This window comes from Litchfieldella anticariensis FP35 = DSM 16096 (assembly GCF_000409775.1).
GTDB lineage: Bacteria > Pseudomonadota > Gammaproteobacteria > Pseudomonadales > Halomonadaceae > Litchfieldella > Litchfieldella anticariensis.
The window spans coordinates 1094687-1116800 of record NZ_KE332377.1; the positions used below are offsets into that span (position 1 = coordinate 1094687).

21 protein-coding genes are annotated in these 22114 nt (G+C 61.2%); 13 read left to right on the forward strand and 8 right to left on the reverse strand.

What is annotated here, in order from left to right:
* The first annotated feature begins 93 nt into the window (after positions 1-93).
* The 3 genes from L861_RS05220 (at position 94) to groL (ending at position 2812) form a co-directional block, all read left to right on the forward strand.
* Positions 94-603 carry an FxsA family protein gene (locus tag L861_RS05220; RefSeq protein ID WP_016415521.1) on the forward strand — a complete coding sequence of 170 codons (510 nt, stop codon included), beginning with the start codon at positions 94-96 and terminating at the stop codon, positions 601-603.
* 214 nt (positions 604-817) lie between these two features.
* The gene (locus L861_RS05225) at positions 818-1111 is read left to right on the forward strand and encodes a co-chaperone GroES (protein WP_016415522.1); all 294 of its coding nucleotides are present in this window, start codon (positions 818-820) and stop codon (positions 1109-1111) included.
* Between the two features lie 60 nt (positions 1112-1171).
* The gene (gene groL / locus L861_RS05230) at positions 1172-2812 is read left to right on the forward strand and encodes a chaperonin GroEL (protein ID WP_016415523.1); all 1641 of its coding nucleotides are present in this window, start codon (positions 1172-1174) and stop codon (positions 2810-2812) included.
* Between the two features lie 131 nt (positions 2813-2943).
* Here groL and cueR read toward each other — a convergent pair whose 3' ends face one another.
* Positions 2944-3393, reverse strand: coding sequence for a Cu(I)-responsive transcriptional regulator (gene cueR, locus L861_RS05235; RefSeq protein ID WP_016415524.1), 450 nt, complete (start codon positions 3391-3393; stop codon positions 2944-2946).
* 168 nt (positions 3394-3561) lie between these two features.
* Here cueR and L861_RS05240 point away from each other — a divergent pair, with 168 nt between their 5' ends.
* The 4 genes from L861_RS05240 to L861_RS05255 all read left to right on the forward strand — a co-directional run bounded on the left by L861_RS05240 (position 3562) and on the right by L861_RS05255 (position 7058).
* Complete coding sequence (locus L861_RS05240; RefSeq protein WP_016415525.1) at positions 3562-3759, forward strand: heavy-metal-associated domain-containing protein; 198 nt, start codon at positions 3562-3564, stop codon at positions 3757-3759.
* Positions 3760-4064: 305 nt separating this feature from the next.
* Positions 4065-5387, forward strand: a complete 1323-nt coding sequence (locus L861_RS05245) for an NAD(P)/FAD-dependent oxidoreductase (RefSeq protein ID WP_016415526.1) — start codon at positions 4065-4067, stop codon at positions 5385-5387.
* A 100-nt stretch (positions 5388-5487) separates the two neighbouring features.
* Positions 5488-6651, forward strand: a complete 1164-nt coding sequence (locus L861_RS05250; protein WP_016415527.1) for a DSD1 family PLP-dependent enzyme — start codon at positions 5488-5490, stop codon at positions 6649-6651.
* Positions 6651-7058 carry a RidA family protein gene (locus L861_RS05255; protein ID WP_016415528.1) on the forward strand — a complete coding sequence of 136 codons (408 nt, stop codon included), beginning with the start codon at positions 6651-6653 and terminating at the stop codon, positions 7056-7058. Before L861_RS05250 ends, L861_RS05255 begins: the two co-directional genes overlap by 1 nt.
* Positions 7059-7197: 139 nt before the next feature.
* Here L861_RS05255 and L861_RS05260 read toward each other — a convergent pair whose 3' ends face one another.
* From L861_RS05260 to L861_RS05290, 7 genes are all read right to left on the reverse strand, one after another.
* Complete coding sequence (locus L861_RS05260; protein ID WP_016415529.1) at positions 7198-7917, reverse strand: cupin domain-containing protein; 720 nt, start codon at positions 7915-7917, stop codon at positions 7198-7200.
* Positions 7918-8145: 228 nt separating this feature from the next.
* Positions 8146-9576, reverse strand: coding sequence for an aldehyde dehydrogenase family protein (locus L861_RS05265; protein ID WP_016415530.1), 1431 nt, complete (start codon positions 9574-9576; stop codon positions 8146-8148).
* A complete protein-coding gene (locus L861_RS05270) occupies positions 9573-10850 on the reverse strand; it encodes an NAD(P)/FAD-dependent oxidoreductase (RefSeq protein ID WP_016415531.1) in 1278 nt (425 codons plus the stop codon). Before L861_RS05270 ends, L861_RS05265 begins: the two co-directional genes overlap by 4 nt.
* Positions 10851-11085: 235 nt before the next feature.
* Entirely contained in the window at positions 11086-12261 is a 1176-nt protein-coding gene (locus L861_RS05275; RefSeq protein ID WP_016415532.1) for a M20 aminoacylase family protein, read from the reverse strand.
* A gap of 118 nt (positions 12262-12379) precedes the next feature.
* Positions 12380-13246, reverse strand: coding sequence for a GNAT family N-acetyltransferase (locus tag L861_RS05280; RefSeq protein WP_035567846.1), 867 nt, complete (start codon positions 13244-13246; stop codon positions 12380-12382).
* A gap of 295 nt (positions 13247-13541) precedes the next feature.
* Positions 13542-13952: a helix-turn-helix transcriptional regulator gene (locus L861_RS05285; RefSeq protein ID WP_051149298.1), complete on the reverse strand. Its 411-nt coding sequence runs from the start codon at positions 13950-13952 to the stop codon at positions 13542-13544.
* Between the two features lie 113 nt (positions 13953-14065).
* The gene (locus L861_RS05290; protein WP_016415536.1) at positions 14066-14734 is read right to left on the reverse strand and encodes a haloacid dehalogenase type II; all 669 of its coding nucleotides are present in this window, start codon (positions 14732-14734) and stop codon (positions 14066-14068) included.
* 422 nt (positions 14735-15156) lie between these two features.
* Here L861_RS05290 and L861_RS05295 point away from each other — a divergent pair, with 422 nt between their 5' ends.
* The 6 genes from L861_RS05295 to L861_RS05320 all read left to right on the forward strand — a co-directional run bounded on the left by L861_RS05295 (position 15157) and on the right by L861_RS05320 (position 22036).
* A complete protein-coding gene (locus tag L861_RS05295; protein ID WP_016415537.1) occupies positions 15157-16041 on the forward strand; it encodes a GNAT family N-acetyltransferase in 885 nt (294 codons plus the stop codon).
* A 229-nt stretch (positions 16042-16270) separates the two neighbouring features.
* The gene (locus tag L861_RS05300) at positions 16271-17131 is read left to right on the forward strand and encodes a GNAT family N-acetyltransferase (RefSeq protein ID WP_016415538.1); all 861 of its coding nucleotides are present in this window, start codon (positions 16271-16273) and stop codon (positions 17129-17131) included.
* 76 nt (positions 17132-17207) lie between these two features.
* Positions 17208-18134, forward strand: a complete 927-nt coding sequence (locus L861_RS05305; RefSeq protein ID WP_016415539.1) for a 2-hydroxyacid dehydrogenase — start codon at positions 17208-17210, stop codon at positions 18132-18134.
* A gap of 182 nt (positions 18135-18316) precedes the next feature.
* Positions 18317-18811 (forward strand): Lrp/AsnC family transcriptional regulator, encoded by a 495-nt coding sequence (locus tag L861_RS05310; protein ID WP_016415540.1) that lies wholly within the window; start codon positions 18317-18319, stop codon positions 18809-18811.
* A 232-nt stretch (positions 18812-19043) separates the two neighbouring features.
* Positions 19044-20525 (forward strand): NAD-dependent succinate-semialdehyde dehydrogenase, encoded by a 1482-nt coding sequence (locus L861_RS05315; RefSeq protein WP_016415541.1) that lies wholly within the window; start codon positions 19044-19046, stop codon positions 20523-20525.
* Between the two features lie 185 nt (positions 20526-20710).
* Positions 20711-22036 carry an NAD(P)/FAD-dependent oxidoreductase gene (locus L861_RS05320; RefSeq protein WP_016415542.1) on the forward strand — a complete coding sequence of 442 codons (1326 nt, stop codon included), beginning with the start codon at positions 20711-20713 and terminating at the stop codon, positions 22034-22036.
* Positions 22037-22114: the final 78 nt, after the last annotated feature.

Here is a 22114-nt window from a genome sequence, read left to right on the forward strand (position 1 = left end):
TGCACTCGCCCAATACGACCTATCGCTCTAATAGCGGTTGAAATCGTGTCGTTCACCACCATTTACACAAAAGTTCTGGTCTGCGGAGTCATCATGCCGTTTCTGCTGCTTTTCACTCTCTTCGCCCTGCTTGATTTCGTCGTCCTGTTCGCCGTTGGCAGCCATATCGGGCTCTTGACCACCCTGCTGCTGGTACTGGCGACTGGTTTCATCGGCCTGCACCTGATTCGTCGCGAGGGAGTGGCAACATTTCAGCGCGCACAACAACGCCTCGCCCAAGGTGAGCTGCCATCCGACGAGTTGTTAACCGGCGCGGCCCTGATCTTCGGCGGTGCCCTTCTGATGGCCCCTGGCTTTCTCTCCGACGCGCTGGGCTTCATGTGCCTGATCCCCAATGCGCGGGGCCTGCTGGGCAAGCTGTTGACCCGAACCAACGTCCTTATCCGTCGCTTTCACTACCGGCATGGCCAGGCCTCAGGCAACGACTGGCATGCCGCTGATGAGGATCCATCACATTCTCATCACGCCCCCGACCATGAAGATGATTCCTCTCACCAACCGCTTGAAGGGGATTTCATTTCCAAGGACGAGCCACATCGTTGACGAAGCAGGTGAAATTTTTTTTATCGGCAGGCCTTGAAAGGACTTGAGCAGCCCCCACTGATGGGCTAGCGACACTCTTCGGACAATGGGCTTTCGCCCATTGTCCATTGACAAGGAAGGCAACTGCCTTCACTCCGGAAGTCCGACTTCCGGAACTGGTACGGACCCGTCATGCCAGTGCATGACACAGCAAACCATCAGGAGAACGTGAGCAATGAACATCCGTCCCTTGCACGATCGCGTCGTCGTCCGTCGCGTTGAGGAAGAGCAGAAAACATCAGGCGGCATCGTGCTCCCGGGCAATGCCCAGGAAAAGCCGACTCGTGGCGAAGTGCTCGCCGTCGGTAACGGCCGGATTCTCGAAAACGGCGAAGTGCGTCCACTGGATGTCAAGGTCGGCGATACCGTGATCTTCAAGGAAGGCTTCGGCGTCGAGAAGCAGAAGATCGATGGCGAAGAAGTCCTGATCATGAGCGAGACCGATATTCTTGCCGTGGTTGAAGGCTAAGCCCAACTCCTTGTACTGACTGCTCAAAGTTTCACGAACTAACCGTAGGAAGATCCAAAAATGGCAGCAAAACAGGTCAAGTTCTCCGACGACGCTCGCAAGCGCATGGCCCGTGGCGTCGACCTCCTCGCCAACGCCGTGAAGGCCACTCTGGGCCCGAAAGGCCGCAACGTGGTGCTGGAAAAATCCTTTGGTGCTCCGACCGTGACCAAGGATGGCGTATCTGTGGCCAAGGAAATCGAACTCAAGGACAGGTTCGAGAACATGGGCGCCCAAATGGTCAAGGAAGTTGCTTCCAAGACCTCTGATGTTGCAGGCGACGGTACTACCACCGCTACCGTGCTGGCCCAGGCCATCATCACCGAAGGCATGAAAGGCGTTACCGCCGGCATGAACCCGATGGATCTCAAGCGTGGTATCGATAAGGCTGTCGTCGCCGCCGTCGAACAGATCCGTGAACTGTCCGTACCCTGCACCGAGCAGAAGTCCATTGCTCAGGTCGGTACCATTTCTGCCAACGGTGACGAGCGTATCGGTGAGATCATCGCCGACGCCATGCAGAAAGTCGGTAAGGAAGGCGTCATCACCGTCGACGAAGGCCGTGGCCTCGAGGACGAGCTGGAAGTCGTCGAAGGGATGCAGTTCGACCGTGGTTACCTGTCGCCCTACTTCGTGACCAACCAGGACACCATGGCGGTGGAACTGGAAGATCCGTACCTGCTGTTGGTCGACAAGAAGATCTCCAACATCCGCGAACTGCTGCCGGTGCTGGAAGCCGTTGCCAAGGCTGGCAAGCCGCTGGCGATCATTGCCGAGGACATCGAAGGCGAAGCCCTGGCTACCCTGGTGGTCAACACCATGCGCGGTATCGTCAAGGTAGCCGCTGCCAAGGCACCCGGCTTCGGTGACCGTCGCAAGGCCATGCTGCAGGATATCGCTATCCTGACCAACGGCACTGTGATCTCCGAGGAAGTCGGTCTGACCCTCGAGCAGGCCAACCTCGATCACCTGGGCAGCGCCAAGCGCATCACCATGTCCAAGGAAAACACCACCATCATCGATGGTGCCGGTGGCGAATCCGACATCGAAGCACGCGTCAATCAGATCCGTGCCCAGATCGAAGAAACCTCTTCCGACTACGACCGCGAGAAGCTTCAGGAGCGTGTCGCCAAACTGGCCGGCGGTGTCGCCGTGATCCGTGTGGGTGCCGCGACCGAAGTGGAGATGAAGGAGAAGAAGGCCCGCGTCGAAGATGCCCTGCATTCCACTCGCGCCGCTGTCGAAGAAGGTGTCGTGCCTGGTGGCGGTACCGCTCTGGTGCGCGTGCTGGCCAAGATCGCCGATCTCAAGGGCGACAACGTGGACCAGACCCACGGCATCGCCATCGCCGTGCGCGCCATGGAAGCACCGCTGCGTCAGATCGTGACCAACGCCGGTCAGGAAGCCTCCGTCATCCTCAACCGCGTCAAGGACGGCGAAGGTAACTTCGGTTACAACGCCCAGACCGGTGAGTACGGCGACCTGTTCGAAATGGGTGTCATCGACCCGGCCAAGGTGACTCGCAGTGCGCTGCAGTCCGCCGGTTCCGTGGCCGGTCTGATGATCACCACCGAGTGCATGATCGCCGAGGATCCGGAAGAGAAAGAAGCCGGTGGCGCCCCTGACATGGGCGGCATGGGTGGTATGGGCGGCATGATGTAAATCGCCACCCAGCTAGCTGATTGCCGGGAGCGGTCCCAAGGGATCGCTCCCGGTAAGCTGAACGAACCCCTGAATGACGGGAAGTCGATAACTCCCGACAGGCAGGGGTTTTTCTTTGCCAATCCAGCAGGTCAGGGTTTGTCTGAAAAGTCGCCGAGCGATTTCCCACCCCGCTGCTCCTCCAACTCTTGACCCTCCGCAGCGAGATCGCCAAGGATCGGACAATCCGGCCGATGATCGCCGTGGCAATGATTCACCAGGTGTAGCAGCGTCTCGCGCATGTCCTGCAACTTCTTGATCTTGCTATCCAGCTCATCAATATGCGCCTGTGCGACAGCCTTCACATCCGAACTGGCGCGATGTCGATCCTGCCAAAGCGCCAGCAGGCTATACATCTGCTCCACCGAGAACCCGAGGCTTCTCGCCCTTGAGATGAAGCGCAGTATATGGACATCCTTTTCACTGAAGTCCCTATAGCCTGAATCCGTCCGGCTGATCCGAGGTATGAGACCGACGTCTTCGTAATAACGAATCATCTTGCCGGAAACGCCGGATGCCTTCGCTGCCTGTCCGATATTCATCAGTTAGCTCCTGTCTATCGATCCGCTCATATCCTCATCCATGGTCTTCCGCCCACCAGCCTCTGGCGGTTTGAGCATTGCAGTGACTTTCAATAGAAAGAATACGCTTGACCTTCCAACAATGGGAAGCTTTACGCTGAAAATTCTTAACCCAATGGAGGAAACGCCATGCCGACATTCAATGTTCCCAAGATGACCTGCGGTCACTGCGTCTCGACCGTCACGACTGCCGTCAAGAGCGTGGACACGAACGCCACTGTGGAAATCGATCTCGACAATCAACAGGTAACGGTCGAAAGCACCGCCGATTCGGCAGCCATTGCTGCTGTCCTCGAGGAAGCGGGTTATCCCAACGAGCTGGCGTAGTCATGAGAGAGCCGAAGGTACGACTCATACCTTCGGCCCCCTCTATCGTCACCGCCTCAGCGAGCCGGAAGGGAAATGCTCCGGCGCATGCCCATGGGATGTGATAGAGATCCTGCCATTTTCGCGCGCACTTTCGACATTTTCTCTTTGTCGGCCCCAAGAAAGCAGCAACTAATGCCATAGGGGACGCCATATACTGATTTCGGTATAGCGAATATCGGGCGGGCTGCTACAGGCGATCGGGCAGTGGCCGGGGAGCTTCGGCTGACGTTCGATAATCCTGAAATCACATAAGGTTACCTGCCGTGTCACCCTCGATAAAGACCATCCAAAGCAATGAGAGTCTTCCTTCCTCTGCTGACGTCGTCATTATCGGCGGCGGTATTGTCGGCGCGACTGCCGCCTATTTTTTGGCCAAGAGGGGCCATTCGGTCGCCCTGATCGAGAAGGGCTATGTCGGCGGCGAACAGTCGAGCCGCAACTGGGGCTGGTGCCGACAGCAGAACCGTGATGCCCGTGAACTGCCACTATCCGGTACAGCCATGCGGCTATGGGGCGAACTCACGGCGGAAATTGGCACCGATCTCGGGTTTCGCCGCTGTGGCCTCAAGTACGCCACCGACGATGCCAAGCAGCTCGCCGAATGGGAAGGGTGGCTAGAGACGGCCCGCCAGTTCGACATCAATACGAGAATACTGAGCCCGGCGGAAGCGACCTCCGCAATCCCGGCCGTGGGGCGCAATTGGCTGGGTGGCGTCCACTCCGTTGATGACGGCAAGGCGGAGCCCTCCATCGCGGCGCCGGGGATTGCCGAGGGTGCGCGCGCGCTCGGCGTCAGCATTCACCAGAACTGCGCCGCCTACGGTCTCGATACTGCCAATGGCGCGGTCACGGGTGTGATCACCGACAAAGGGGTCATCCGGACCCAGGCGGTCCTGTGTGCCGCCGGCGCCTGGGCATCGGCGTTCCTTCGGCGGCACGGACTTCGTTTCCCGCAGGCGAGCGTGCGCCAGACCGCGCTGCGTACGCGCCCGGCGGCGAATATCGGGGAGGTGATCTACACGCCGGACTGCGCGCTTACCCGCCGCCTCGATGGCAGTTATACGCTGGCCATCAGTGGCAAGGCACGGCTTGAACTCACGCCACAGGGCCTGCGCTATGGGAAGGCCTTCCTGCCCATGTTCATCAAGCGGTTGGGCGCCATGGAGTTCGGCATAGGCCGGTCTTTCATACACGGTCCGGAAGGGTTGGCTGGCTGGGGTTCGGATAAGCCCTCCGCGTTTGAGCGCATCCGTGTGCTCGATCCCGCGCCCAGATCCGAGGCCATTGTCGAGGTCCTGAAGCGGGTCAGAAAGCGCTTCCCGGCACTGGCGAACGTCGAAGTGGCCGAGTCCTGGGGGGGCTATGTGGATTGCACGCCCGACGCCGTGCCGGTGATCTCCGCCGTGGATGGGATGTCAGGCTTCTTCCTTGCGGCAGGTTGTTCCGGACATGGGTTCGGCCTGGGGCCGGGGATCGGCCATTTGGCGGCTGACCTGGTCGCCAACGATACCCCCTGTGTCGATCCCAAGCCCTACCGTCTCTCGCGCTTGATCGATGGCTCGAAGGTGGAGGTAGGCGCGCTTTAATAGTAACCGGCGCTGCGTTTATCGTCGGCGATGCTTCGTCCGTGCTGCGTCTTAAACAGACTGTCAGGCAGCGAAATATAGAATCAGGAGAGCCAATTGTATGGTTAATCCGGCTTCCGTGGAGAAAGCCACGCTTCAAACGATCGATACCCCATGTCTGATCGTTGATGGGGACCGCATGGACCGTAATATCCAGCGTCTGAATTCACACCTGGCCACCCTCGGGCCCAAGTTGCGGCCGCATCTGAAAACAGCGAAATCGGTGGAGGCAGCCCGCCGGGTCATGATGAGCGATTCGGGTCCGGCAACGGTGTCGACGTTGAAGGAGGCGGAGCAATTCGCCGCGGCCGGTGTGCGCGATCTCATCTATGCCGTCGGTATCGCGCCCGGCAAGTTGGGCCGGGTGTTGGCCCTGCGCGCCGAGGGGGTGGAGCTTGCCGTCATTCTCGACAGTGTCGAACAGGCGCGCCTGATCGCCGACGCTTCTCGCGAGTCCAACACCCGCATTCCCGCGCTGATTGAAATCGACTGCGACGGCCATCGTTCGGGAGTGCTACCGGACGACGCCGAAAGACTGGTTGAGATGGGCCGCGCCCTCCACGAGGGTGGAGCCGAGTTGCGCGGAGTGCTCACCCATGCCGGCGGCAGCTATTCCGCTCGGGGCCGGGCGGCGCTCGAGCAGTGCGCCGAAGAGGAACGCGCGGGTGCGGTCAAGGCGGCGGAAACCTTGCGTGCCGCTGGGTTGCCATGCCCGGTGGTCAGTGTCGGGTCCACGCCCACGGCCCATTTCAGCCGGGACCTCACCGGTGTCACCGAAGTCCGGGCCGGCGTTTTCGTCTTCTTTGACCTGGTCATGGCCGGCATCGGTGCTTGCACGGTCGATGATATCGCCCTGTCGGTTCTGACGACGGTGATCGGCCACCAGCCGGACAAGGGCTGGATTCTCGTCGATGCGGGCTGGATGGCCATGTCCCGGGATCGCGGTACCGCCAAGCAGGACATCGACCAGGGCTACGGTCTGGTCTGCGATGTGCACGGCAAGCCCTATGACGACCTGATCGTGGCGGATGCCAATCAGGAACACGGCGTCATCGCCCTGCGCCCCGGCTCAACGGGCACCCTTCCCGATCTGCCGATCGGCACCCGGCTCCGCATCCTGCCCAATCACGCCTGTGCCACCGGCGCCCAGCATGGCAGCTATCAGGTGGTTCGCGACGGTTCCGATGTCATTGAGGCCGAATGGCCGCGATTTGGAGGCTGGTGATGAGCGATAGCAGCCCTTCCGATATTGCGACGGTCCTGACCGATCAGGCCCCTACACCGGCCGGCCACTATGTCCAGGCCACGGCCTGTGGCGGGATGGTCTTTGTCTCGGGCCAATTGCCGGTTCGTCCCGATGGTGCCCACGCTCCCGAGGCGTCTTTCCAGGATCAGGCATGGCAGGCGCTGGACAATCTGCTGGCGGTGGTAAGGGCTTCCGGCAGTTCGCCGGAACGCCTTTTGAAGGTAACCGCATATATTGTCGGCGTGGAGAATTGGCCACAATTCAATTCGGTCTATGCCGAAGCGCTGGGCGACATCAAGCCAGCCCGCGCCGTGGTTCCCGTTCCCGAACTGCATTACGGCTATCTTGTGGAAATCGACGCCGTCGCGGCAGTCGATCCGAAATAACCCGGCGGAAGCGGGTTATCCCAACGAGTTGGCGTAACATTTGAGAGGGCCGAAGGTACGACTCGTACCTTCGGCCCTCTGCATTGTCACAAAACCTTTCAGCGCGCCGGAACAAGGCAATGTTCCGGCGCGATGCGTCTCAATCGTTGACGGCCTGGACGACGTAGAACTTGGCTACGCGCTCCGTGCTTTCCCATCCAACGGATGTGCCCTTGGGCACGAAGAGCGCATCGCCGGCGCCCGCTGTGAGAACGTCACCGTCGGGGAGGGCAAATTTCACATTGCCAGCCAGTAGATGCATGAACTCGTTCAAGCCGTGGGGTCGAACGATCCGGTGATAAGCCGTGGAATCCCACGTCCCCGCGCGATACTGTGTCTGCTCGTCGGTAAAGACGTTATCGCTGCGGCATTGCGGGGCCGGGCCAAGCAGGACTTCCGCCGGCAGCGTCGCGGATGGCATGAAGTCAGCGTCCGGGTTGAGCAGGGTGAGGCCAGGCATGGGTGAAGCGGCCCCGGCGGCCGTGCAAAACACGAAGCGGGTGCCAGGCTGGGCCTGGATCTGAACCTCCGTTCCGCGCCCTACGACGACACCCCACCCTGGACCGACCACCAACGGCTCTGCTCCGGCTTCGGTCAGCGTCAATTCGCCATCGACGACCACGATCGTTTCAAGGTGCGGGAATCTCGAAACTTCGAGCTCTCCAACGAAGCTGACGCGGCCTGCAGCCATCGCGTCCGGTCCTTCCCAGGCAATTTCACGATGCTCCGCGAAGGGGTCCGCCTCACCGAATGGCGTCTTGCGGAATGCGGTGTCGATGGGTGCGCCGTCGGCGCGATAGAGCATTACGGCTAAGGTCATGATGTCTCCCGTATTCAATCAATAAAGAAGAAGATTGTATTGCTGACCGGCATTGCGCCGGTGCTGAACTAAGGCTTGTCCGAAAAGGCGCCGAGCGATGGCCAGACAAGGCAAAAATCAACGAAAAAGCAGAGTTTACGTGGGTGTAAATGAGCATTTTGATCGGACTCGCGCACGAACTGATTTTTAACGCCGTATGGGCGAGCGCAGGCAGTTTTCGGACAAAGCCTAGAAACCGAGGACGGATTTCGTTTCCAGATACTCTTCCATGCCCTCGATGCCGTATTCGCGGCCATTGCCCGACCGCTTGTAACCGCCGAAGGGAGCATTGGGGTCCCAGGCCGGGTAGTTGATGTGGACCTGACCGGAGCGGATTCGCGCCGCCACGGACCGGGCCGCTTCGAGATCCCCGCCCTGGACATGGGCGCCGAGGCCGTAGACGGTGTCGTTGGCGATGGCCACGGCCTCATCGACACTGTCATAGGGAATGATGCAGAGGACCGGCCCGAAAATTTCCTCCTGGGCGATCCGCATGCGGGACTGCACGTCGGAGAAGACGGTCGGTCGGACATAGAAGCCCCGGTCCAGCCCCTCCGGCCAGCCGGGGCCGCCGCATACCAGCCGCGCGCCCTCAGCGATCCCCACGGCGATCATCTCCCGCACCCGCTCGAACTGGGCGCGGTTCGCCAAGGGGCCATGGGTCGTCTCCTCCGAGCGCGGGTCGCCGACGATCATCCCGGATACCGCCTCGCATACGAGGCGCTCGACCTCCTGGAGGTGCTGGCGGGGCACGATCATGCGCGTTGGCGCGCTACAGGACTGCCCGAGGTTGCGGAAAGCCGCCGCCACGCCGGGGGCGACGGCACGAGCCAGGTCCGCATCCGGCAGGATGACGTTGGGCGACTTGCCCCCAAGCTCCAGGGCCACGCGCTTCACCGTCGGGGCCGCCGCTTGAGTCACCAGCACCCCGGCCCTGGTCGAGCCGGTCAGCGAGATCATGTCCACGTCGGGATGGGCCGACAGGGCCGCGCCGACGCCGGGGCCGTCACCGTTCAGGAGATTGAAAACGCCCGCCGGAATGCCGGCGTCCTGCACCACCTCCGCGAACAGAAAGGCGCTCAGGGGAGACAGCTCACTGGGCTTCAGCACCACCGTACACCCCGCTGCCAGGGCGGGGCCCACCTTGGCGGTGATCTGGTAGAGCGGCCAGTTCCAGGGAGTGATCAGGCCGCACACACCGATCGGCTCGCGCAGGATGGCGGTGGTGCCGCGATGGGTGACGACCCGGCCCGGGGGGGTGGCCCCCCCCAAAAGCCGTACCTGAGTGCTGCGCGCGTAGCCGATGGGCGCCCCCATTTCCTGCGAAATCGCCTGGGCGAACAGTTCCGCGCGCTCGAGGATCAGGGCATGGATGCGATCCAGAAACTCGGCTCGACTCTCAGGCGAGGTCGCGGCCCAACCCGCGAAGGCGCGCCTTGCCGCGGCCACCGCCGTGTCGACGTCCGCGCGGTCGCCCAGGGCGATCTCAGCGACGGATTCCTCCGTCGAGGGATCGACGACACCGGTTCGGGTCAAGGATTCGGGTAGGGTCCACTCGCCGTCGATGAACATGCGATCGAGACGGTCTGCGTTGCTGAGATGTGCGATGGGTGCGGTCATTGGAATCGATCCTTTAGACGATAGTAGGCTCCCACGATGGGCAAGAACCACGGGGTGCCGAAGTGACCGGGTATGGCTGGCCAGTCGAAATCTTTCCACGGGTTAAGCTCGGCGCGCCCGTCCATCACCTCGGCCATCACCGTTCCCATGTACGTCGACATCTGGGTGCCGTGGCCGCTGTAACCCATCGAATAATAAATCCCGTTGCGCTCACCGGCCCGAGGCAGGCGATCGCGGGTCATGTCCACCATGCCGCCCCAGCAATAGTCGATCCGCACGTCGGCCAGTTCCGGGAACATCTCGACCATGGATTGGCGCAGGATTGCGCCGCTCTCGGCATCCGACTTCGGATTGGAAACGGCGAAGCGGGCGCGACCGCCATAAAGCAAGCGGTTGTCCGGAGTCACCCGGCAATAGTTCACCAGGTTCTTCGTATCCACCGTCATGCGCCGGGTTGGCAGGAGCCGGTCCAGCACCTCGACCGGAAGCGGCTCGGTCACGATAATGAAGGCCCCTACCGGAACGATACGGCGTCGGATCCAGCCCAGCGGGCCCACATGCGAAGTGCCGCTGGCGAGCAGTACCTGAGACGCCTGGATGCGCCCATTCGGCGTCGTGACCTCATGGCCGCCGCCCGGAAGCGGGCGCAGCCCCATGACGGGTGTGTGCTGATGGATCTGCGCGCCGCGACGGGAAGCGGCCTCCGCAAGGCCCGTCACGTAGCGTCCGACATGCATGCCGGCGCCCTTCTCGAAGATCATGCCGCCGAAGTAACGCTGTGAGCCCACCTCGCTCGGCAGGTCCGCGCAAGACACCATGCGCGTGTCGGGATCCACTTGAGCGGCGAGCAGCTCTTGGGTGCGGGCAAGCTTGTCGTAGTGCTCGGGTTTTGCGGCCAGCTTGAGTTTGCCTACCCGGGCAAAGCTGCAGTCGATGCCCTCTTCCCGCACCAGCCGCTCCACGGTGTCCACCCCCGCATCGAAGGCGCGATAGAGGTAGTTGGCCTTTTCTACGCCCAGCTTTGCCGACATGACGGCGTAGTCCTGGGCGAAACCGTTGTTGCACATGCCGCCGTTGCGGCCTGACGCGGCGCTGCCTATGGTTTGCGCCTCGCACAGCACGACCCGTGCGCCTTTCTTCGCCAGGGCCAGCGCGGCCGAGGAGCCGGTAAGCCCGCCCCCCACGATGACCACATCCGCCTTGCCCGCCACCGGCTCCTTCGAGACGCCGGTGAATGCGGGGGCTGTGTCCAGCCAGTACGACTTGAGTTTCATAAGGTCCTCGCTGTATCGCCGGTCTCAGCAGCCACCGCATCGCTGCCGTTATTTGATATCAGTGTAAGTTTCCCGACGATCCCAAGTGTGCTGTTCCTCCTCGGCTCAGACATATTTCCCGCCGAATTGCGCAAAGCTGACGAAACAAGATGCCGGGGCTTGCGAACGAGGCTGTGACATCACCGAGCGGCTGTCGGCCGCCTGTCTAACCACTGTGCACAGGGTGTAGCAGTGTTCATTTTGAGGTCGGCTCGGAAGCAGTAGGCGCCAGTGCGCGTTCCGCCACCGTACAGAACCAGCGCACGCCATACGGCAGCGCTTCATCGTTGAAGTCGTAGCAGGGATGATGCAGCGAACATTCCCCACCCTGCCCGAGCCAGAGGTAAGCCCCCGGCCGCTCACGCAGCAGGAAGGCGAAGTCCTCCGACGTGAACGCCGGCCGCGCTGCGAGACTCGCCTGCAGCCCCACGGATGCGGCCGCTTCGATCGCCAGCAGCGCTTCGGCCTCGCTGTTCACTGTTGCCGGATAGTAGCGGAGATAGTTCACATCGGCTTCGACACCGTGTGCGAGGACGATACCTGCCACGGCGTCGCGCAGCGCGCCCTCGATGCGGTCCTGCACCGCTGGGTCGAAGCTGCGGACCGTGCCGGTCAAAGCCACCTCGGCCGGCAGCACGTTGTGGCTCGCCCCGCCGCTCACGTGCGTGACCGACAACACCGCCGACTCTGCCGGGTCGATGCGTCGTGCGACAATAGTGTTCAACTGCCCGACGAGTTGGCTTGCGGCCAGCAGCACGTCGGGAGTGAGGTGCGGTTGCGCCGCATGGCCGCCGCGGCCACGCAACACGATATCGAAGCGATCGGCCGCTGCCATTATCGGACCAACGCGCGTCTGCGCGTGGCCGACCGGCAGGTCCGGCCAGTTGTGCAGGGCATACACGGCATCGCAAGGAAAGCGCTCGAACAAGCCATGCTCGACCATCACGCGTGCACCGCCATGCCCCTCCTCGGCGGGCTGGAAGATAAAGTGCACCGCGCCGTCGAAGCGGCGAGTGCGCGCGAGGTGTCGTGCCGCGCCGAGCAGCATCGCGGTGTGCCCATCGTGGCCGCAGCCGTGATGCACGCCGGCGTTGCGGCTCGCATGCGCAAGACGCGACTGTTCGATGATCGGCAATGCATCCATGTCAGCGCGCAGGCCGATGCTGCGCGTACCCTCGCCGTGCCGCAGCGTGCCGACCACACCGGTGCCCGCGATGCCTTCGTGCACCTCGAGCCCGAGCTGGTGCAACTCCGCCGCGACGATGCCGGCAGTACGTTCTTCCTTGAAAGCCAGCTCCGGATGCGCATGCAGGTCGCGCCTCAGCGCGACCAGCTCGGGCAACAGGTCATCGATCATGTCGGCCGCCATCATTGTCCAGCCTCGATCGCATCGGCGAACGCTGGAGTAGGCAAGTTCTCCAACGAATCTCTGGGTTCTGCCCCTTTGGCGAGAGGCGACTGAGACATAACGCTGTTCATTTGGCGTACTCCTAACCTAATGATTGACTGCAAAGTGCGAAGAGCCGGGCGTCCCCAGAGGGCTGCGGTGGCGTTCCCCGCACCATGGCCGTCACCGTATCAACGCGCTTCAAGCCTCTTGTTTCCAGCCATGAACCGAGGTCGGAGACGCCCGGGATGTCCACCCTTATGAAGGTGTCCGGCAATTTGGAGATGGCGTCCTCGATGAGGGTCTGCGCCTGCGTAACGTCCGCCGCAACCACGGGGCCGATCACATAGCCACGCCCGAAACGCCGGCAGGCGGCGTAACCCGTCACGACACCGTTGCGGGCAATGACGCTCAACCGCCCTGCCTGCGCCAGACACTGCAAGAGACGGCCCCTCGGCATGCCGACCGTCTCGCTATCCAGCTCATCGATCATTGGCAGCTCGCTGACCTCGGCGGCCCGGATACAGTCCAACTCCGGAGAGGGCAATTTCCGCGTAGGCACACCTTGATGCTGATGCACCTCACCAATGGGCAGGAACCCGCGGTGACCGTAGAGCGCCAACCCCTCCTGTGTGGAATTGAGCAGCAGGGTCTGCGATCCCGCGTCGTCCAGAAGCGCGTCGAAGAGGCGTGCGCCATAGCCGCGCCCCTGAGCCGCGTTGGCGACAATGATCATGCCTAGCGTGGCGAAGGCAGGGCCATACTGCCACCGCATGGCGGTACCAATCAGCATGCCATTCTGTTCGAGTGCCAAGCCCTCTCCCAGCCCCTGGGCGAAGGCCCAATCCTCCAGGCGGTAGGGCCATCCCAACTCGGTCGATAGTCCCAATGCCTGTTGCAGGTGCTCGGTAGTGAACCTGGACAGCTCCGGGGCCTGCACTTCCACTGCCTCGTTACTTCGCTCTGACATGTCACCGCACCTCTGCCGTTCATTTGCTATTAGTGTAAGTAGCCCGACGATGCCAGTTGTACCGTTCTCGTTCGGACCCGGCATATTTTCCGCTGAATTCCACAATGACGACGAAACAAGATGCCGGAGCATGAGGACGGGACCGAGGCTGTCGTAATCATCCTCACCCTGTTGCATCAGCGCACGGATCACATACCCCATGCTTCTCAATCACGCGACCCGAGCGGCAGTTATCCGGATAGCTCGGCACGCCCTCAAATGTCAGGGTGGTGGAACCGAATGGCGCGTACAGAACTCATTGAGTTGCGGCTTGCATGCAGCGTGTTCTGTACTGACGCGGCGTCATTCCACACAGGCGTTTGAAGTGCCTCGCCAAATGACTTTGGTCGAAAAAGCCGACCTCGCTAGCAACCTCCGTCGGCCGCTGTCCCTGCTCCATCATGAACTGCGCCTGCCGGACCCGTACCTGGCAGACATAGCGATAGGGGGAAACCCCGACATGCCGACGGAATTGCTTGGCCAGACTGAAACGCGTCATGCCTACACATTCCGCCAGATCGTCGAGGTTGATCGGCTCGTAGAAGTTCTCATCGATATATTGCTTGGCCATCGCGACCGCCAGCGCCGCGTCTTCTTCGGCTCCCGCTCCGTCGGTCACAGAGCCGCCGTCATGCCGCGCAGGCGAGCTTCCCCAATTCACGTTCATGTTCATGTTCCGCACTTTCAGGCCAAAGTCATCGGATCTCCTGCATGACCGGGAACGGGCACAGCTGCGGCGAAGACGTCAGCTCCCGCGCCGGGCTGTGCCTCATGCCGCGATCAGAGCCCGACCAGTGCCGGCAAGCCACTGAGATCGCTAATCTCGTGATAGTTGTAGTAGGGAGTCGACGGCTCATGGCCTCGAGCGACAAAAACCTTGTTCTTGATTCCCATGTCGTGGGCCGTCATCAGGTCGTAACGCAGGCTAGACGACACATGCAGGATGTCCTCCGGCCCACATCCGAGCATATCCAGCATGTACTCGAAGCCTTTCATATGCGGCTTGTAGGATTGCACCTGCTGTGCGGTATAAACGCGATGGAAAGGCGCACCCAGCTTCTCGATATTGTGCGGGATCTGCTCGTCCATCGCATTGGTCAGCGCCACCAGCGGATACTCCTTGGCCAGCTTGGCCAGCGCGCCCGGCACGTCCGGCCACGGCCCCCAGGTCGGTACTGCCTCGTAGAACCTCATACCCTCGTTGTCACGGTATTCAATCCCCCAGCGACGGCAGGTGCGCCGTATGGCGTTGCACACCACCTGATCGTAGGGCTTCCAATCACCGAGGACTTCGTCGAGCCGGTAGGCCGCGAAATCGCGGGTAAACTGATCCATATCGGCCGCCGCGATGCGGTCGGCGAAGATTTCGCGCGCTGTAGGGGCCATCGCAAAATTGATCAGCGTGCCGTAGCAGTCAAAGCTGATGTATTTGGGCCTCAATATGGTCATCTTGGTATACTCCGCTTATCAATGGGTTGGTCTTCATCCGAGCTTCGCTCGCCCGTCTTGTCTGAATGTTGAAGAGGCCTTCCCGCCGGTTCCCGCTCGATACAGGCCCATCCTTGAAACTATTACACCACCCTTGAAGAGCGACTTTGCCTCGATTTCTCCTCGCCCAGGCACAGAAACATTGGTATTAGTCGCACTACACGGCAGAAACTGCCGTATAGAAAGCAACGGCTATCGATTGCCCAGCTATCTCGCCCCCCGGCAAGAACGTCCTAGTATTGGTGCGTCTCCAATGCCAGACTAAAATCCCCACGGTGGAACCTTTTACGCATCGCCATCAGTGCCAGCCGTACCCCCATAGCCGATCACCGGTGCTGCTACGCCTGCCAGGCAGACCCAGAAAAGAACTCGTCGAGGAAGTCATGTCAGTGTCCAACGAGATGTCAAAGCGCCTGCAGACCTACGAGCTGACGATAAGAGACATTCAGGAAGCCGATATCGACAAGCTGCATCAGTTGTCGGTCGGTGTTGGCTGGCCGCACCGACCCGACGATTGGCGCCTGCTGCTGCAACTCGGGAAGGGCTATGTCGGTTGCGACGAGATCGGACGGATCGTCGGCTCGGCGATGTGGTTTCCGATGGGGGACGATTTCGTCACCATTGGAATGGTCATCACATCGCCGCGGCTCCAGGCGTTGGGAGCCGGACGCTGGCTGATGAAACATGTCATGCGAGAGTGCAGTGGCCGCCACATCCAATTGAATGCGCCCCAGGCAGCCCATCGCCTCTACGAGTCCCTTGCGTTCGAGCCCGTTGCCGAGGTTCTCCAGCTTCAGGGCGAGGCAGTCGATCCCGGCGAGGTCCCAATACCGGCCGGCGCACAGATTCGTACGCTTGCCGCAACGGATCTGGTGGACATGGCCCAGCTCGACAAAGCAGCCTTCGGAGCGGACAGAACCACCATCCTTGCTGCGCTTCTCGACCGTTCCAACGGCACGGTACTGATACGCGACGGGCGCATGGCCGGCTTTGCACTGTGCCGCAAGTTCGGCCGTGGCCATGTCGTAGGCCCGGTTGTCGCAAGGGATGCCGCCGACGCCATCGCCCTGACCGCTCCCCATGTAGCGGCTCATGCAGGAAGCTTTCTCCGGGTCGACACGGCCCAGACCATGGGCGGATTCACGGACTTCCTCAACCATTGCGGCCTATCGGAGTTTGACAGGGTGACAACGATGTCTCGCGAGCCAAGGCCACGGGACGATACCGGGATCTACACGTTTGCACTCGCGGGCCATACTCTCGGCTAAGCTCTGTCCGAAAACTTAGCAATCTCCCGGTTTTGAGCGATAGGAATGCACGTCATCGCCCGCCGAACTTTGTGCCGGAATGTCGGCTGAGACCGGCACTATCTGCGCTTCAATTCTCTTCTGCGAAGGTTGCTGCCGAATTGCGGCAAATCCATGTCATTGGACAAGAACGTCCTAGTATTCGTTGTTCTCAAACGCCAGAGTAACAAGGGATACGGAGGAACTTGCCATGGCAACCCAAAACTCTAAAACTGAAATTACCTACCGCCACATGTTGGAAAGCGATTACCCTGCCGCTTATCAGTTGTCACAGGCGGTGCGCTGGCCGCACCGACTGGAAGACTGGCAGTTCCTGCATCGAGTCGGCAGCGGCTTTGTCGCCGAACGTAACGGCCAACCCATCGGCACAGCGCTATGCTGGTGCCATGGCGATGATTACGGCTCGCTAGGTATGGTGATCGTCTCACCCGAGGCACAAGGCAACGGCATCGGTGGCGAACTGATGAACCGACTACTGGAGGAACTTGGCGAGCGCAACATCCTGCTCTGCGCTACTCCTGCCGGGCAGCCGCTCTATGAACGGCTCGGATTCAAGGCGATCGGCAGGATCCATCAACATCAGGGAACCATCGCTCCGCCCGAAGTCATCGCGCCTCCCGAGGGTGAAGATATCCGTCCGATCGAGAACAATGACGGCCCCAGACTGGCTGAACTGGCTGCCCACGCCTGCGGTATGCCGCGCGCAGCGCTGCTCGATTCGCTACTGAACGTCTCCGAAGGTATCGTCCTCGACAATGACGGCGAGCTAACCGGTTTCGCGTTGATGCGCCGTTTTGGACGCGGGTATGTGATTGGCCCGGTGGTCGCGCTCGATGTTGATCGCGCCAAGGCCATGACCAGTTACTTGATAGGCCTCTGTGTCGACTCTTTTGTGCGTATCGACGTGCCTGACTCAAGCGAATTGAGCCCTTGGCTCAACGAGATCGGACTCGTGCAGGTGGATACTCCCGTCGTCATGGTACGCGGTGCACCCCCGCATGCGGATCCCAGCATGCGCCAGTTTGCCGTCAGTGGCCAGGCGATTGGCTAAGCCTAGTTAGATAGAGGATTATCTCCCAAAGCTGGGAATGGCCGCAGCCCCCTACCCCTGAAAGGAACAATGAGAAATGAGTTTTCTCTACAAGTCCGAGCCAGTTCGCGGCGCCCGCTGGGCGGAACTGTTCGCGGCACAGACACCGGAGATCGATTTTCATATATGGCCATCCACCGGCGACCCGGCCCAGGTTCGCTATCTAGCCGCCTGGCAGCCGCCGGAAAACCTTGCGGATACCTTTCCCAACCTGGAACTGGTGTTCTCGATTGGGGCCGGTGTCGATCAATTCGACCTTTCCTGCATACCGGCCCATATACCGGTCGTACGCATGGTCGAAGCCGGCCTGGTCGCCGGCATGGTCGAATATGCGACACTGGCCGTACTAGCCGCTCATCGCGACTGGATTACCTATGCCGCCCAACAACGCGAGGGCGTCTGGAAGCCGATGCCGGTCCGCACTGCGAGTTCGCGGCGTGTCGGGGTGCTTGGCATGGGCGTCCTGGGCAAAGCGGTACTCGAGAAACTGCACGGCTTCGGATTCCAATGCGCAGGCTGGAGCCGCTCCGAGAAAGACATGCCTGGCATCGAATGCTTCGCCGGCGAAGACGGACTGCAGGACTTCCTTGCGCGTACCGATATCCTGGTATGCCTACTACCGCTGACTGCCGAGACCCGCGGCATTCTCTCGCGTCAGCTGTTCCAGCACCTTCCGCAAGGCGCCGTTCTGATCAATCTCGGACGAGGCGATCACCTGGTCGAAGCCGACCTGCTGGACGCCCTTGACCGCAACCAGCTCTCGGCAGCAATTCTCGATGTCTGTCGCGTCGAACCGTTGCCACAGAATCATCCTATCTGGCAGCATCCACGCGTCATGTTGACGCCTCATATCGCCAGCATGACCCAGCCGGATACGTCCGCCGAGGCCGTGCTCGACAACCTGCGCCGGCACCGGGAAGGGTTGCCGCTGGTCGGCCTGGTGGACCGCGAGCGTGGTTACTGAGTCTGCCGCATCGCCTGGCTGTCATGTCATCATCGATGCCGTAGCGCTTGCGGTATTGCACTTGCTACAGCGCACGCGCGCTGCGATAACGGTCGTGAGCGACGCACCCCACCCGGTTAATGGTGCGTCGCACTACCACCTGTTACTATCTGTCTGATCGACCGAACCGAGCGGAGTTCTCGATGAGCAGCGCCCCTAAACTGGATCGCCTCGATATACGTATTCTGAGCCATTTACAGCGCCACGGTCGAATTTCGAATGTCGACCTGGCCGATGCTGTCGGCCTCTCCCCCAGCCCCTGTCTGACCCGCGTCAAACGCCTCGAGAAGGCGGGATATATCACCGACTATAGCGCCAATATTCAGCTCGAAAAGCTGGGCAGCATACAGAGGGTCTTCGCCCAGATTACACTGTCCGATCATAGGCTCGAGGATTTCTCCCGGTTCGAATCCTACATTCGCAAGGTGGACGAAGTCATGGAGTGTCATCTGGTAAGCGGCGGCTTCGATTATCAGTTGACATTCCTGACCCGCAATGTCGTCCATTATCAGAGCGTCATGGAAGATCTGCTCGAGCAGAGCATCGGCATCGATAAATATTTCAGCTTTATCGTGATCAAATCGCCCATCGTCAAGCAGTACTACCCGATCGAAAACCTGCTCAGCACCAATGAGTGAATGCACGATACGCCGGGTTCCCTCCACCGCCCCGGCCACGGCATAAGCTTCCGAATCCCGCCTGGAAAACGCACGATCCTGCGATTTGAACACTTCATTTCGACAGCCCCGGTCGAGTGGAAATGCCTACCATAGTGTCAATGCCACGGCCTTCGCGGTCGGGCTGAAACCGGGGGCAGCGACATCCCGCCGCCCAGCATCGACACCTATCCGACATTTCAAGGCAGCAGACATGGCTCTCAATCTCGATCGTCCCGACCTCCTGCGCTCCAATAACTTTATCGGCGGGCAATGGTGTAGCAGTGTCGTCGGCGCAAGCTACCCCGTCTGCGACCCGGCGACCGGTGAAGCCATAGCGATCGTTGCCGACAGCACAGCTGCGGATGCACAGGCAGCCACCGTCGCGGCACACCAGGCGTTCGACTCCTGGCGTCAGCAGCCGGCAGCGGTGCGTGCGCAGCTCCTCAAACGCTGGCATGCGCTGATTCTGGAACATACCGAGGATCTCGCGCGACTGATTTCCCGCGAACAGGGTAAGCCGATGTCGGAAGCGCGCGGCGAAGTGGCCTACGGCGCCTCTTATGTGGACTGGTTCGCGGCCGAAGCGGTGCGCAGCTACGGGGACATCATCCCCACGCCGGTGCGCAGCAAGAAAATGCTGGTCACCAAGGAGCCGGTCGGGGTGGTGGCCGCGATTACGCCCTGGAACTTCCCGCTGGCGATGATCGTCCGCAAGATCGCACCGGCACTCGCCGCCGGCTGTACCGTTGTCGCCAAACCGGCCGAGGATACGCCCCTGACCGCTCTCGCGCTGGTCGCACTGGCCGAGGAAGCTGGACTGCCGGCAGGTGTGCTGAATATCGTCACGTCCTCGCGCGAACAGGTATCCGAGGTCGTGGGCGCCTGGCTGGACGATGGCCGGGTACGCAAGATCACCTTCACAGGCTCGACGGCGGTCGGCAAGCTGCTCGCCCGGGATTCGGCGCCCACGCTCAAGCGCCTCTCGCTCGAACTCGGCGGCAATGCTCCCTTCATCGTATTCGAGGATGCCGACCTCGATGCAGCGGTCGAGGGCCTGATGGCTGCCAAGTTCCGCAACGGCGGCCAGACCTGCGTCAGCCCGAACCGGGTCTATGTCCAAGAGTCGGTCTATGACGCCTTCGCCGACAAGCTGGTGGCTCGCGTCCAATCGCTTCGCGTCGGTCCCGGTGATCACGATGACAGCCAGATCGGCCCGATGATCAACGCCCGCGCCGTCGACAAGATCGAACGTCACGTGCAGGACGCCCTGGCCCGCGGCGCCAGTCTGCTGACGGGCGGCCAGCGCCTGAGCGGCGGCGATACCAATGTGCCGAACTACTACGCCCCCACCGTCCTCGGCGATGCCAGCCACGAGATGGAACTGTCGCAGGACGAGACCTTCGGCCCGGTGGTCCCGCTGTTCCGCTTCCGGGATGAGGAGGAAGTCGTGGACGCGGCCAACGACACGCCATACGGTCTGGCTGCCTATTTCTACTCCCGCGATGTCACCCGCATCTGGCGCCTTGCCGAGCGGCTGCAAACCGGGCTCGTCGGTATCAACGAAGGTGCGCTCGCCGCCGAGTCGGCCCCCTTCGGCGGGGTGAAGGAATCAGGCTACGGACGCGAAGGCTCGCGCTACGGCCTCGACGATTACATGGCGACCAAATATCTGTGCCAGGGCAATCTCGCCTGATGCATGGCATGCTCGTTATGCCGTCATTGCACCACTTATGCCCCGGTGTAGCGCTCGACCGTTTAGGCGAACTGCTGAGCTGAACGGACAAATAGAGCATTGACGCAGGTAACCGCTTTGGCAGCGTGGCTGTATTCTTCGCTCTGAAGCGGTATAACAATTGATAGCCAGGCCAGGAGAACCCTATGCCGGCTCCGTTGATAACGATTCCGTCCACGCCTGACCTGCCAAAAAGCGCCGATACGGTTGTCATCGGCGGTGGCATCATCGGCGTGTGCGCGGCCTATTTCATGGCCCGTCAGGGCCTGAATGTGGCCCTTCTCGAGAAGGGTCGCATAGGCGCAGAACAATCCAGCCGCAACTGGGGCTGGTGCCGCCAGCAGAACCGCGACGCGCGCGAACTGCCATTGTCGACCAAGAGCCTCGAACTCTGGGAAGAAATAACCGCCGAACTCGGCGAGGACCTCGGTTTTCGCCGTTGCGGGCTGCTTTACCTGTCGGACAATCAGGCCGAATTGGACGGCTGGAGCAAATGGCGTGATTTCGCGATCACCCAAGGGGTCACGACGCACATGTTGAGTGCTGCCGAGGCCTCGGAGCGCGGTCAAGCCACCGGCAAACCCTGGAAGGGTGGTGTTTTTTCGCCATCGGACGGGATTGCCGATCCGTCCCGGGCTGCGCCCCTGATTGCCAAGGGCATCCTCAAGCATGGTGGTACGGTGCATCAGTTTTGTGCGGCACGTGGAATCGAGACCGAAGCCGGGCGGGTATCGGGAGTGATTACCGAGAAAGGGGTGATCAAAACCACTCAGGTCGTGATGGCCGGCGGTGCCTGGGCCTCGTCCTTCTGCCGCCAGCTCGATATCCGCTTTCCGCAGGCATCGGTCCGCTCTTCCATTCTCTCGGTCATGCCAGGCGCCAAAGGTCTGCCCGACGCTCTGCACACGGCAGAGGTATCGGTCACCCGACGTGGAGATGGTGGCTATACCCTGGCAGTTTCAGGACGGGCCAATGTGGACCCGACTCCTCAGCAACTTCGGTTCGCAACGAAGTTCCTGCCAATGTTCGCCAAACGCTGGCGCATTCTCTCCCCCGGTGATCTGCAGGGCTGGCAGTCCGGTCACGAGACCCGCAGCAAATGGGCGCTCGACCGCCCCACCCCGATGGAGCGTATCCGCATCCTCGACCCATGCCCGTCGGAGGGGATTCTGAATGAAACCTTGTCCCGCGCACGGCGCCTATTACCCGCTCTCGGTGCGGTGCCGATACAGGCGAGTTGGGCAGGTTATATCGACAGTACGCCCGATGGCGTACCGGTAATCGACGAGGCGTCGAACCTGCCCGGTTTCCTGCTGGCCGCCGGCTTTTCCGGTCACGGGTTTGGTATCGGTCCTGGCGCCGGACGTTTGATCGCCGAAATGGTGATGGGCAAAACACCTTTTGTCGATCATCACCAATACAAGCTTGCTCGCCTGAACCGAGGAGCCTGGGGCAAGGTATCCGAGTTCTGAAACACCTTCCTGTGTTTAGCGGGAGCGCTGCTCCCGCATTTTTTGTCGCACGCACCACCCTGGAAGGAGCAACGCGAT